At 53.1% G+C, this 13,900-nt stretch carries 8 protein-coding genes; 1 reads left to right on the top strand and 7 read right to left on the bottom strand.

Annotated features, from left to right (window positions below; all coding sequences use genetic code 11):
* Positions 1–63 precede the first annotated feature (63 nt).
* Positions 64–1,695 (bottom strand): Na/Pi cotransporter family protein, encoded by a 1,632-nt coding sequence (locus QEN31_RS21905; RefSeq protein ID WP_000956811.1) that lies wholly within the window; start codon positions 1,693–1,695, stop codon positions 64–66.
* A gap of 266 nt (positions 1,696–1,961) precedes the next feature.
* Positions 1,962–5,645, bottom strand: a complete 3,684-nt coding sequence (gene metH, locus QEN31_RS21910) for a methionine synthase (RefSeq protein ID WP_099949734.1) — start codon at positions 5,643–5,645, stop codon at positions 1,962–1,964.
* Between the two features lie 304 nt (positions 5,646–5,949).
* Here metH and iclR point away from each other — a divergent pair, with 304 nt between their 5' ends.
* A complete protein-coding gene (iclR, locus tag QEN31_RS21915) occupies positions 5,950–6,774 on the top strand; it encodes a glyoxylate bypass operon transcriptional repressor IclR (protein WP_000226432.1) in 825 nt (274 codons plus the stop codon).
* A 69-nt stretch (positions 6,775–6,843) separates the two neighbouring features.
* Here the strand turns inward: iclR and QEN31_RS21920 are convergent, their stop codons facing one another.
* The 5 genes from QEN31_RS21920 to metA form a co-directional block, all read right to left on the bottom strand.
* Positions 6,844–7,713 carry a hypothetical protein gene (locus tag QEN31_RS21920; RefSeq protein WP_064239899.1) on the bottom strand — a complete coding sequence of 290 codons (870 nt, stop codon included), beginning with the start codon at positions 7,711–7,713 and terminating at the stop codon, positions 6,844–6,846.
* 101 nt (positions 7,714–7,814) lie between these two features.
* On the bottom strand, positions 7,815–9,560 hold the full coding sequence (gene aceK / locus QEN31_RS21925) for a bifunctional isocitrate dehydrogenase kinase/phosphatase (RefSeq protein ID WP_023250192.1): 1,746 nt from the start codon (positions 9,558–9,560) through the stop codon (positions 7,815–7,817).
* A gap of 101 nt (positions 9,561–9,661) precedes the next feature.
* Positions 9,662–10,966 (bottom strand): isocitrate lyase, encoded by a 1,305-nt coding sequence (aceA, locus tag QEN31_RS21930; RefSeq protein ID WP_000857882.1) that lies wholly within the window; start codon positions 10,964–10,966, stop codon positions 9,662–9,664.
* Positions 10,967–10,997: 31 nt separating this feature from the next.
* Entirely contained in the window at positions 10,998–12,599 is a 1,602-nt protein-coding gene (aceB, locus tag QEN31_RS21935) for a malate synthase A (protein WP_001069371.1), read from the bottom strand.
* Positions 12,600–12,867: 268 nt separating this feature from the next.
* The gene (metA, locus tag QEN31_RS21940; RefSeq protein WP_001122767.1) at positions 12,868–13,797 is read right to left on the bottom strand and encodes a homoserine O-acetyltransferase MetA; all 930 of its coding nucleotides are present in this window, start codon (positions 13,795–13,797) and stop codon (positions 12,868–12,870) included.
* Positions 13,798–13,900: the final 103 nt, after the last annotated feature.

Here is a 13,900-nt window from a genome sequence, read left to right on the forward strand (position 1 = left end):
GCGGGCCTACGCGCATGTTCTCCGTAGGCCGGAAGACGTTTACGCCGCCACCCGGCATTTCACTTAATACTCGCCCCGTTCCTCGTCCTGATCCGGTTGTTCCAGTACGCTATAGGCGACCGAACAGAACAGTGAGTTAAGACGCTTCATATCGCCCAGCAGCCCTAAATGAAGCGAGCTGGTTTCAATGCTTTGCACGTTCTGCTGGTGCAGGCGGTCGACATGCGCATGTGAGTATCGGCGATTAAGTATACGGAAGCGATGTTTACTGCGGCGCAACCGACGGGCGCTGGTGACATCGCCGGAGAAAAAGACCGACATCGCCAGTTGCAGATTACTGAGCAGTTGATCGTAAAGCGCATCCAGCTCTTTCAATCCTTCTTCTGAAAATGCCCGACGCGCCGCCAGCGACTTGTCGGCAATCTCACTGCCCATTCGCTCGATAATATCCGACGCCTGTTCGAGGTTCAGGGCCATCTCAATAATCTCCGCCCACCGGCGGGACTCCTCCGCCGCCAGCTCGTCTTTCGGCATTCGCGCCAGATAAAGCTTAATCGCGGTGTAGAGCACGTTAACGTCATCCGCCAGCTTGCGCAGCGCTTTCTCTTCACGCGGCTCGCCGTGCATGACCTTTTTTAGCCCTTCCATCATCTGTTCCATCGCATCGCCAATGCGCAACACCTCGCGGGCAGCATTAGCCAGCGCCAGCGTTGGCGTATCCAGCGCGCTGACATCCAGATGTTTCGGCTTCAGATGGGTATCCAGTTCAGGCTCATCACGAATAATTCGTTTACAAAAACGCGCCATCAGCTCGGCAAATGGCACCATCGCCAGGCAGCGCACCAGGTTATAGAAAACGTGGAAATAGATCACCAGCTCTGATTTCGGTAGCGATAGCTCATCCATCAGATTCGCCAGCGGATGGACAAACGGCAGGATGACCAGGCTGCCGATCAATTTGAACAATAGGCTGCCGAGCGCTACGCGACGCGCGGCAGCATTGGCGGCGCTGTTATTGAGCATCGCCAGCAGCCCCGATCCCAGATTGGCGCCGATGACCAGGCACAACGCTACCGGGAACGATATAATCCCCGCCGCCGTCAGGGTCGCCGTCAGCAACACCGCCGCCAGGCTGGAATAACTGATAATAGCGAACATCGCGCCAATCAGCGCATCCAGCATAATGTCGCCCGTCAGCGACGCGAAAATGACCTGCACGCCATTAGCCTGAGTGATCGGCGTCACCGCCTGCACAATCAGCTCCAGCGCCAGTAGAATCAGGCCAAGCCCGATACCGACGCGACCAAGCTGCCCGGCACGGGACTGCTTACGTCCCAAAAAGAAAATCACGCCAATAAAAATCAGCAGCGGCGACAGCCACGACAAATCAAAGGTGAGAATACGCGCCATTAGCGCAGTACCCACATCAGCGCCCAGCACAATCACCAGAGCTGGCGTCAGGGCGACAAGATCCTGGGCGACAAACGACGTTACCAATAAAGTGGTGGCGTTACTGCTTTGTACCAGCGCGGTAACACCGATACCCGCACAAAAGGCGAGCGGTTTCTTTTCCACGCTGCGGCTGAGGACAGTGCGTAGACGCGCGCCAAACACGCGCATTACGCCAGTACGAACGATATGTGTTCCCCATACCAACAGCGCAACGGCAGAAAGTAGATGGAGCAAAGTTAACACGGCGTCAGGTTCTCCTTATCGTTATACGTTTTCCTGAAGCTCACTTGCGATAAATTGCCTGATGGCGCAAAGCGTTAAGGCCTGCTGGCGTTGCACGCCACCGGGCTTACCATACGTAATACGGTATGCTGGATAAGGCGTTTACGCCGCCATCCGGCAAATTCAGCGTAGAGCCTTCCTTCAGTATAAGGGTTTAATTGTAAGAAAGAGACAAGGCACCCAATGAGTGCCTTGTATGTTGTAAGGAAAAGTGACGATTTTATGAATCAGTCCGCATCGTAACCCAGGTTCGGCGCCAGCCATCGCTCAACGTCCTCAACGCTCATTCCTTTACGAAAAGCATAATCTGTCACCTGATCGCGTTGGATCTGCGCTACCGCGAAGTATTTGCTCTCAGGATGGCTGAAGTACCAGCCGGAGACCGACGCGCCAGGCCACATGGCGAAAGATTCGGTGAGCTTCATCCCGGTGTGTTTTTCGACATCCAGTAGCTGCCAGATAGTGCCTTTTTCGGTATGTTCCGGGCAGGCAGGATAACCCGGCGCCGGGCGAATCCCCTGGTAGTTTTCGCGGATTAATTCGTCGTTACTCAGGCTCTCGTTCGGCGCATATCCCCAGTAAACCTTACGTACACGCTCATGCAGGTACTCGGCAAACGCTTCCGCCAGACGGTCGGCAATCGCTTTCACCATGATCTTGTTATAGTCGTCGTGTTGCGCTTCGTAAGCATCAGCCAGGGCGTCTTCTTCAAGACCGCCGGTGACTGCAAACGCGCCGATGTAGTCCGCTTTGCCGCTCAGTTTCGGCGCAACAAAGTCAGACAAGCAGTAGTTGGCAAAACCGACTTTCTCGGTCTGCTGGCGCAGGTGGTGGCTGACCGTCAGAACATGAGTACGGGTTTCGTCGCGATAGATTTCGATGTCATCGCCGATGCGGTTCGCCGGGAACAGGCCCACCACGCCACGCGGATTCAACAGTTTCTCGGCGCTCAGTTTATCCAGCATATCATTGGCGTCTTTAAACAAACGCTGCGCCTCTTCACCCACCACTTCATCTTCGAGGATACGCGGATACTTCCCTGCCAGCGACCAGGTCATAAAGAACGGCGTCCAGTCGATGTAGTTGCGCAGAGTTTCGATGCTGGCTTCCACCTCCTGCACGCCCAGACGGTGGGCTACCGGCGGGGTGTAGCGTTCCCAATCGAATGCCAGATCGTTATCGCGCGCCGCTTCCAGCGTGACCGGCGGCGTGCGCGGTTTTTTGCGGGCGTGCTGAATACGCACGGTTTCGTACTCTTTGCGGGTACGGGCGACAAAGTCATCACGCTGGGTGTCGGAGAGTAGCGCCGCCACCACGCCCACGGTACGCGAAGCATTCTGCACGTAGACCGTCGGACCGCTGTAGTTCTGCTCGATTTTCACCGCCGTATGCGCTTTCGAAGTGGTTGCGCCGCCGATCAGTAGCGGGATAGTAAAGCCCTGACGCTCCATCTCTTTCGCCACGTTGACCATTTCGTCCAGCGACGGGGTAATCAGCCCGGAAAGACCAATCAGATCGGCATTCACTTCACGCGCCGTTCTGAGGATTTTCTCCGCTGGCACCATCACGCCGAGATCGACGATTTCGTAGTTGTTGCATTGCAGCACCACGCCGACAATGTTCTTGCCAATGTCGTGCACATCGCCCTTCACGGTGGCAATCACCATCTTGCCGTTGCTGGAGCCTTTTTCTTTGCTGGCTTCAATAAACGGCTCCAGGTAGGCCACCGCTTGTTTCATCACGCGAGCGGATTTCACCACCTGCGGCAGGAACATTTTCCCTTCGCCGAACAGGTCGCCGACCACGTTCATGCCGTCCATCAGCGGGCCTTCGATCACCTCAATCGGGCGGGCGGCCTGCTGGCGGGCTTCTTCGGTATCCTGTTCGATAAATTCGGTAATGCCTTTCACCAGCGAGTATTCGAGACGCTTTTTCACGTCCCAGCTACGCCATTCCGCCTGCTGGGCGTTGGCAGCCTCGTCGGTTTTACTGCCGCGATATTTCTCCGCCAGTTCCAGCAAACGCTCGGTGCCGTCATCGCGACGGTTAAGAATGACATCTTCAACCGCATCGCGCAGCTCGGCGGGCAGATCGTCATAAATCGCCAGTTGCCCGGCGTTGACGATGCCCATGTCCATGCCGTTGCGGATGGCGTAGTAGAGGAATACCGCGTGGATAGCCTCACGTACCGGGTCGTTGCCGCGGAACGAGAAGGACACGTTAGACACGCCGCCGGAGATCAGCGCGTGCGGCAGCTCGCGTTTGATGTCTTCACAAGCGCCGATAAAGTCCTGCGCGTAGTTGTTGTGCTCTTCAATACCGGTGGCGACGGCGAAGATATTCGGGTCGAAGATGATGTCTTCCGGCGGAAAGCCTACCTCTTCGGTCAAAATTTTGTAGGCTCGGCGGCAAATTTCGATTTTACGCGCGCGGGTATCGGCCTGCCCCTGCTCATCAAAAGCCATCACCACCACTGCGGCGCCATAGCGACGTAGCAACTTCGCATGATGAATAAAGGCTTCCACGCCCTCTTTCATCGAAATAGAGTTGACGATGCCTTTACCCTGAATGCACTTCAGCCCTTTTTCGATAACCTCCCATTTGGAGGAGTCAATCATGATTGGTACACGGGCAATGTCCGGCTCACCGGCAATCAGGCTGAGGAAACGCACCATCGCCGCTTCGGCGTCGAGCATCCCCTCATCCATATTGATATCAATAATCTGCGCGCCGCTTTCTACCTGCTGACGGGCGACATCCAGCGCTTCGCTGTATTTCTCTTCTTTGATCAAGCGTTTAAATTTGGCCGAGCCGGTGACGTTAGTACGTTCGCCGACGTTGACAAACAGGCTATCGTCGCCAATGTTCAGCGGCTCCAGGCCGGAAAGGCGGCAGGCGACCGGGATATCCGGCAGCTGGCGCGGCGGCAAACCGGCAACGGCGCGGCTCATGGCGGCGATATGCTCTGGCGTAGTGCCACAGCAGCCGCCAACGATATTCAGGAAGCCCGCTTCCGCCCATTCGCGAATCTGTTTCGCCATGGTGTCGGCGTCGAGGTCGTACTCGCCGAAAGCGTTCGGCAGGCCGGCGTTCGGGTGCGCGGTGACGTAGCATTCGGCAATCCGCGACAGCTCCTGGACGTACTGGCGCAGTTCATCTGGCCCCAGCGCGCAGTTAAGGCCAAAAGTGAGCGCCTCGGCGTGGCGCAGCGAGTTATAGAACGCTTCGGTAGTCTGGCCGGAAAGCGTACGACCAGAGGCGTCGGTGATGGTGCCGGAAATCATGATCGGCAGATCAACGCCCAGCGCTTCAAACTCTTCTTTCACCGCAAACACCGCCGCTTTCGCATTCAGGGTGTCAAAGACGGTCTCAATCAGAATCAGATCTACGCCACCTTCCACCAGCGCTTTAGTGGATTCACGGTAGGCCACCACCAGCTGATCGAAGGTGATATTACGAAACGCCGGGTCGTTGACGTCCGGCGAAATGGAGGCCGTGCGGTTAGTTGGACCAAGCACGCCCGCAACAAAGCGTGGTTTTTCTGGTGTTCGCGCCGTCCATTCATCGGCGCAGGCGCGCGCCAGTTTGGCCGCCGCATAGTTAATTTCCGCCGACAGGGATTCCATCCGGTAATCCGCCATCGCAATGGTTGTCGAGTTAAAGGTGTTGGTTTCGATGATATCCGCGCCCGCCTCAAAGTAGGCGTTGTGGATAGCGGCGATCACCTCCGGCTTGCTGAGGACCAGCAGGTCATTGTTGCCTTTCAGGTCGCAGGGCCAGTCGGCAAAGCGCTCCCCGCGGAAATCTTCTTCATGTAGACGATAGCTCTGGATCATGGTGCCCATACCGCCGTCCAGCACCAGAATACGTTCATTTAACTGCGCACGCAGTTGTTCAACTTTGCTGCTCACACTCGCTCCCGACAACGCTCCACGTAACGAGCCATACTGGCACAAAGCGTGCTGGCGGAAAAGAGAACAACGGGCAACATGAGACATGTTCAGCTTGCCACCCACTTCTGTCGCTTTGCCGGATGGCGGCGCAAGCGCCTTATCCAGCCTACAAATTACTTTGGCGGCTCCCAAAGCGTAGGCCTGATAAGCGCAGCGCCATCGGGCATCCTGTGATGTCACTCATCCGATCAGTTCAGGAACTCTTGCATTATAATTGAATAAAACGAAAATGATTTCCACGATACAGAAAAAGGAGTCTGCCATGGTTGCCCCTGTTCCCGCGAAACGCGGGAGAAAACCTGCCGCTACCACTGCACCCGTAACCGGGCAGGTTCAGTCTTTAACCCGTGGTCTGAAGCTGCTGGAGTGGATTGCCGAGTCCAACGGCAGCGTCGCGCTGACCGAACTGGCGCAACAGGCGGGTTTGCCTAATTCCACGACTCACCGTCTACTCACCACCATGCAGCAACAGGGTTTTGTCCGCCAGGTTGGTGAGCTGGGCCACTGGGCCGTAGGCGCACACGCGTTTATCGTCGGTAGCAGCTTCTTACAGAGCCGTAATCTGCTGGCGATTGTCCATCCGATTTTGCGCAAGCTGATGGAGGACTCCGGCGAAACGGTAAACCTTGCCGTACTCGACCAGAGCGACCATCAGGCCATTATTATCGACCAGGTGCAGTGCACACAATTGATGCGCATGTCCGCCCCTATTGGCGGCAAGCTGCCCATGCACGCCTCTGGCGCGGGCAAGGCGTTTTTATCACAGCTCAGTGAGGAACAGGTTACCAGTCTGCTGCACCGCAAGGGGTTGCACGCTTATACCCATGCGACGCTGGTGTCGCCGCTGCATCTGAAAGATGACCTCGCCCAAACACGCAAGCGCGGCTATTCCTTTGACGACGAAGAACATGCGCTCGGTCTGCGCTGCGTGGCCTCGTGTATTTATGACGAACACCGCGAACCGTTTGCGGCCCTCTCTATTTCCGGCCCCTGCTCACGCATTACTGACGATCGCGTCACCGAACTTGGCGCCATGGTGATTAAAGCGGCGAAAGAGGTGACGCTGGCCTATGGTGGGGCGCGGTGATGCGCGCCTTACCCTCAGGCTGGCGCACATCACCGCAAAAAATGCTAAATAGTCAAAAAAATCCAGACATTACATTTCCGCCCGATCGATGGCTTCCTGTAATAGCGTACAAAACACATCTGCCGATATGATAGACGGGAACATCATTGAGAATTTTTTATTACCGTCTCTATCAATAAGATGTAAATTATCAACCCAGCTAGCGGTGTTAATCTTATCAGATTTGTTGATAATGATGCTTTTATCATCTTTGATGATATTGTCTTTAGTCAGATAAAACTTCTGCAGTGAGGAATCTATATTTGCTGCGCCCGCAACGTTAAGCGAAAATGCCCTTTTAAACCAGATCATCTTTGCATCTACATAATTAAATTCTAATGTAGCCCCATGTTCCAGTTGCGCACGTAATGCCTGTACTCTTTGTTCTGAATACAGGCTCCTGAAAGTGGAGATTAGTTTGTCATAACCTGAATTTCGTGGTGAAATCAAAGTCCAGGCATCACTTTTATTTTTTCTATATGCCAGAGAGTTTATAGAACCTGTATAGCTGGTTCTGCCCACTGAAAAGAGATAAACATCAGAAATGTCCTTAAAAAGGGAAAGAGTTTCTTTACCTTTATATTTACAAATAATACCCTTTTCGGTGATGGTAAATGTGGGGACATTTTTTTGCATTAATGCTATTGTTGCAGCAACCAACCCCAGGATGATTAGCCCGCCGCCAATGAGTGAGAACAGCATCATCGGACTCACCCCCCCTAGCTCAACAGTAAAATAAATACCACCTCCAGCTTCCTCTCTTGAGGTTGGCATATTCATAAGTGTCAGACAAAAAATACCAATCGCTATAAATATAGCAGAGCAGATTATTAGGCCGATAAATACAAACTTATTATAACCATGTGTAGTTAATTTCTTACCATGAATATCAAACATCATTGTTTCTCATTAAATTCCCTAAATTACAGTGTATCATACATAATTTACGGTTTTCATCAGAGTAACTATTCCGTGTCCGGACATCCTTGTGGGAAAGATGCTTATAAATATGAAGTTTTCCTCATATCATAACGCACGCTAAAGCGCTGGCGACGACGATAGGCATACACATCTTCTACATGCCCTTCTTTAATACGCGTCTGTAGCGCGCGCCAGTAATCGGCGCGAAACAGGTCGGCATGCATCTCTTCAAACAATGGCCCGATACGCGGATCGGCACACAGCCAGTGGCGAAACTCCTCCGGGAAAACATCACCCGGCGAGACGCTATACCAGGGTTCGCTGGCCAGTTCGTCTTCCGGATAACGCGCTGGCGGAATATCGCGGAAATTCACTTCCGTCATGTAGCAAATTTCATCGTAGTCATAGAACACCACGCGACCATGACGGGTAACGCCAAAGTTTTTAAACAACATATCGCCGGGGAAAATATTAGCGGCGGCAAGCTGGCGAATCGCATTACCATATTCTTCTATCGCATCGCGCAACTGCTGGCCTTCTACCTGTTCCAGCCAGATATTGAGTGGCACCATGCGACGTTCAATATAGAGATGGCGAATGACGATATGTTCCCCAAGATCGGTAATCTTCTCTGGCGCTTCTTGTCGTAACAGCGCCATCAGCGCCGGATCGATTTGCCGTTTATCCAGTACGAAATTCTCAAACTCCTGGGTATCCGCCATACGACCGACGCGATCATGCTCTTTTACCAGTTGATAACAGGCACGCACATGGGCGGCAGACATCTCTTTCTGCGGGGCGAATTTGTCTTTAATGATTTTAAATACCCGGTCGAAACCTGGCAGGGTAAACACCAGCATCACCATGCCGCGGATACCAGGCGCCTCAATGAATTTCTCATCGCTTTCAGCCAGATAACATAAATATTCGCGGTAGCTTTCGGTTTTCGCATGTTTCTGGCAGCCAATCGCCATATACAGTTCGGCAGTGGTTTTACCCGGCAGGATTTCACGCAACCACTCAACCAGCGCGGCAGGCAGCGGCGCATACACCATAAAATAAGAGCGGGCAAAACCAAACACAATGCTCGCTTCTGCCGTGGTGGTCAGGCAGGTATCGACAAACAGTTCCCCCTCATCAGTACGATGAATCGGCAATAAAAACGGCAGCGTACCGTCAGGTGTGGTTAATTTACCTACCAGCCAGGCCGCTTTATTACGGTAAAACAACTCATTCGCCACCTGGACATGGCAGCGAGGTAGCGCGTCCTCGCCCAGTGTTTCAGTCAGGTGCGCGATAATATAGCGGATATCCCGGCTTTTATTCTGCCAGGGCAGACGCAGCGGTAAATCACTGAGTATGCGCATCAACAGCGTCTCCCAACCGTGATCGGGAAAGAAGTCTTTGGCCAGCGGGCGCGGGATAGTACGGAAGCGACGCTCCGGTTGCGAACTGAAAATAAACAACCGCTCGGGTGTTAACGAGCGGTGGTCAAATAACCGGCAATAAACGGAGTTGAAAAAGCTCTCCGCAATCTCGAAGCGCGGGTAATCCGGCAACAGCCGGGTGTAATGCTCTTTAACGCGTAAAAGGAAATCCGCGTCGGTACTTTTGCCATCGGTAATACAGCGCAGTTGCTCCACCACCAGACCCACATGATGATCATAGAGGTGGATACGGCTTTTCATCGCCTGCTGGACGGCGTGCCAGTCGGCCTGTTCAAAACGCTGCTGCGCGCCGGAAGTCACTTCCAGAAATCGACCATACTGCGCGTCAAAGCCTTGCAGGATGGTTTGAGCAATCAGTAATTCCAGGCCACGCGGCATTTTTTCCCCTCATCCGGCACCACGTCCTGCCGGATGGCGCGTTCGCTTATCCGGCCTACGCTATCTGTAGGCCCGGTAAGCGCAGCGCCACCGGGCATCAATCAAAACTGCGATTCTTCGGTGGAACCCGTTAACGCGGTAACGGATGACGCGCCACCCTGAATAATGGTGGTGACTTTGTCGAAGTAACCAGTGCCCACTTCCTGCTGGTGGGAAACAAAGGTGTAGCCGTCTTTCGCCGCGGCGAACTCGGGTTGTTGAACCTTCTCAACATAGTGCTTCATGCCCTCGCCCTGCGCGTATGCATGCGCCAGGTCGAACATGTTGAACCACATGCTGTGGATGCCCGCCAGGGTAATAAACTGGTATTTGTAACCCATGTCCGACAACTGCTGCTGGAAGCTGGCAATGGTCTTGTCGTCCAGATTCTTCTGCCAGTTGAAGGATGGTGAACAGTTATAGGCCAGCAGTTTGCCCGGATACTTCGCGTGGATAGCATCGGCAAAACGACGCGCCAGTTCGAGATCCGGCGTAGAGGTTTCGCACCATACCAGATCGGCATACGGGGCATACGCCAGACCGCGGCTGATCGCCTGCTCAATGCCCGCATGGGTGCGGTAAAAACCTTCGCTGGTGCGTTCGCCGGTAATAAAACCGCTGTCATAGGGATCGCAGTCGGAGGTGATCAGATCTGCCGCATCCGCATCGGTACGCGCAATCACCAGCGTCGGGACGCCCATCACATCAGCGGCCAGACGCGCAGCAACCAGTTTCTGAATCGCCTCCTGCGTGGGAACCAGCACCTTGCCGCCCATATGGCCGCATTTCTTCACCGACGCCAGCTGATCTTCGAAGTGAACGGCCGCTGCACCGGCTTCAATCATCGATTTCATCAGTTCGAAGGCATTCAGAACGCCGCCAAAACCGGCTTCCGCATCAGCAACGATCGGCAGGAAGTAATCCACATAGCGCGGATCGTTGGGTTCAATACCGGATGCCCACTGGATCTGATCCGCACGACGGAAAGTGTTGTTGATCCGATCCACTACCGCCGGAACAGAGTTTGCCGGGTACAACGATTGATCCGGATACATGCTGGATGCCAGGTTGGCATCTGCCGCCACCTGCCAGCCTGAAAGATAAATCGCCTCAATACCAGCTTTCGCCTGCTGCAACGCCTGACCGCCGGTCAGCGCGCCAAGGCTGTTGATATAGCCTTTTTTCGCTTCACCGTGCAACAGCCGCCACATTTTCGCGGCGCCGAGCTGCGCCAGCGTGCACTCCGGGTTAACCGAGCCGCGTAATTTCACCACCTCCTCCGCGCTGTACGGGCGGGTGATGCCTTCCCAGCGCGGTTGTGTCCACTCTTTCTGTAATTCTTCGATTTGTTGAGTACGGGTTTTCATGTGCAGATGCTCCATATTGTTATGTGGTGAATTAAGCCAGTAAGCGATAGCCCGGCAGGGTGAGGAAGTCGATTAAGTCATCTGAGGTGGTGATTTGCTCCATCAGACGTGCGGCATCGTCGAAGCGCCCGCTGCTGTAGCGGTGCTCGCCCAGTTCGTCCTGGATTACCCGCATCTCTTCCGCCAACATTTCGCGGAAAAGCGCTTTCGTTACGGGTTTTCCATTGCTCAGTGTTTTCTCATGGTGAATCCACTGCCAGATAGAGGTTCGTGAGATTTCCGCCGTCGCGGCATCCTCCATCAGACCGTAAATCGGTACACAGCCATTGCCGGAGATCCACGCTTCAATGTACTGCACTGCCACGCGAATATTGGCGCGCATTCCCGCTTCTGTGCGTTCGCCTTCACATGGCTCCAGTAACTGTTCAGCGGTAATCGGCGCATCTTCATCACGGGTAATGAACAGCTGATTTTTGTGCTCGCCCAGTACCTCGTTAAAGACGGCCATTGCGGTATCCGCCAACCCGGGATGCGCAATCCACGTGCCGTCGTGGCCGTTGTTCGCTTCCAGCGCTTTATCCGCTTTCACTTTGGCAAGGACCTGATTGTTGCGTTCAACGTCTTTGCTCGGGATAAACGCCGCCATACCGCCCATCGCGAACGCGCCGCGCTTGTGGCAGGTTTTGATCAGCAGGCGCGAGTAGGCACTCAGAAACGGTTTGTCCATCGTTACCACCTGCCTGTCCGGCAGGACGCGATCCGGGTGATTTTTCAACGTTTTGATATAGCTGAAAATATAATCCCAGCGACCACAGTTGAGACCGACGATATGATCACGCAACGCATGAAGAATCTCATCCATCTGGAAAACAGCAGGAAGCGTTTCAATCAACAGGGTCGCTTTGATCGTACCGCGCGGCAGGTTAAAGCGGTCTTCGGCGTAGCTGAAGACTTCGCTCCACCAGGCTGCCTCCTGCCAGGCTTGCGTTTTCGGCAGGTAAAAATACGGGCCGCTACCTTTAGCGAGCAGCGCTTTATAGTTGTGGAAAAAGTACAGAGCAAAATCAAACAGGCTGCCGGGAATGGCTTCCCCCCGCCAGGTAACATGTTTTTCTGGCAGATGTAGACCGCGTACACGACAAATCAATACGGCCGGATCGGGCTTGAGCTGATAGATTTTTCCGGCTTCGTTGGTATAGCTAATGGTGCCGTTCACCGCATCACGCAGGTTGATTTGACCATCAATAACTTTATTCCAGTCCGGCGCCAGCGAGTCTTCAAAATCCGCCATAAACACTTTCACATTTGCGTTCAGGGCATTAATCACCATTTTACGTTCAACCGGCCCGGTAATTTCTACTCGGCGATCCTGTAAATCCGCCGGAATACCACGAATCTGCCAATTACTTTCTCTAATGGAAGTGGTTTCCGAAATAAAATCAGGCAACTTACCGTTATCAATATCCTGCTGTTGCTGGATACGTGCAGCCAGGAGTTTATTGCGTTTTGGCGTAAAACGGGTGACTAACTCCGTCAAAAACTCGACTGCCTCAGCGGTCAGGACTTGCTTTTCCAGCTCGCCTTGCGGCCTGGTAAAGGTTAATTCATCAGTTGTGGTTGCCTGTGGATTCATCATGCAGCTCCTCGTTGTTGATCCAGATACATCCCCAATGCGAACGAAGGATCACTGTGCGCTTTTCGTTCAACACAACTAAGACTACTCAATTAAATTTCAAAATCAAAAACAATTTCCATTTTTAATTTAATTATGCGTTAACTTATTGATAACAATATAAATTAAATTTAATTACATGATGAGGTGCGTTTCGGAAATAAAAAAGGCACCCGAAGGTGCCTGATTCAACATGCTGAAACGCTTTAGGATCGTCAGAAGCAGAAGATTAATCCAGGGTTGGATTCATGTGACGCAGATCATATGGCGTAATCTGGTAGACATAATAGTTGAGCCAGTTAGTAAACAGTAAATTACCGTGGCTGCGCCAGGTTGCGCGCGGTATGTTTTGCGGATCGTTTTTCGGGAAATAGTTGTACGGAACCTCCGGATTTAACCCGGCCTCAACGTCACGAAAATATTCACCCGCTAACGTATGAGCGTCATATTCAGGATGACCGGTGACAAACGCAATACGTTTATCTTTGCTGGCAAACAGGTACGCATCCCCTTCTTCTGTTTCGGCCAGAATTTCAAGATCCGTATAATCCCGTATCAGCGCCGCCGGGAAATCGGCATAGCGTGAGTGTGGCGCAAGAAACGAATCATCAAAACCACGCGTTAACAGAGCATGTGGATGAAGGATGTGATGTTCATAGACGCCGGAAAGTTTATCTGTACGGGTCTGCTTAGGGATACCATACAGAATATTGAGTGCGGCCTGAACGGCCCAACAGACAAATAGCGTCGAAGTAACGTGATCTTTCGCCCATTCAAGCACCTGCCTAATCTGCGGCCAGTAAGCCACGTCATTAAATTCCACCAGACCCAGCGGCGCTCCGGTCACGATAAGCCCATCAAAGTTCTGATCGCAGATATCGTCGAAGTTACAGTAAAAGTTGTTCAGGTGCTCGGCTGGCGTGTTCCTCGACTCGCGGGCATCTATCCGCAGCAGTTGAATATCGACCTGCAATGGCGAGTTCGATAGCAAGCGCAGAAACTGATTTTCCGTTTCAATCTTCTTCGGCATCAGGTTAAGGATAAGTACCTTTAGCGGGCGAATTTCCTGACCTGATGCGCGAGAAGTCGTCATGACGAAGACATTCTCCTCACGTAAAAAATTGACGGCGGGTAGCTCGTCCAGCACGCGAATCGGCATAACCTGATAACCTCACGACATACGTTTAAACGTTTAGACATCCAGATAGCTGAAGATACTCAGAAATCAGGCGAATGTCGAGTCTGCAAGTTCAAGGTGAGAA

It is taken from the genome of Salmonella sp. SA15303 (genome assembly GCF_029962125.1).
Taxonomy (GTDB): domain Bacteria; phylum Pseudomonadota; class Gammaproteobacteria; order Enterobacterales; family Enterobacteriaceae; genus Salmonella; species Salmonella enterica.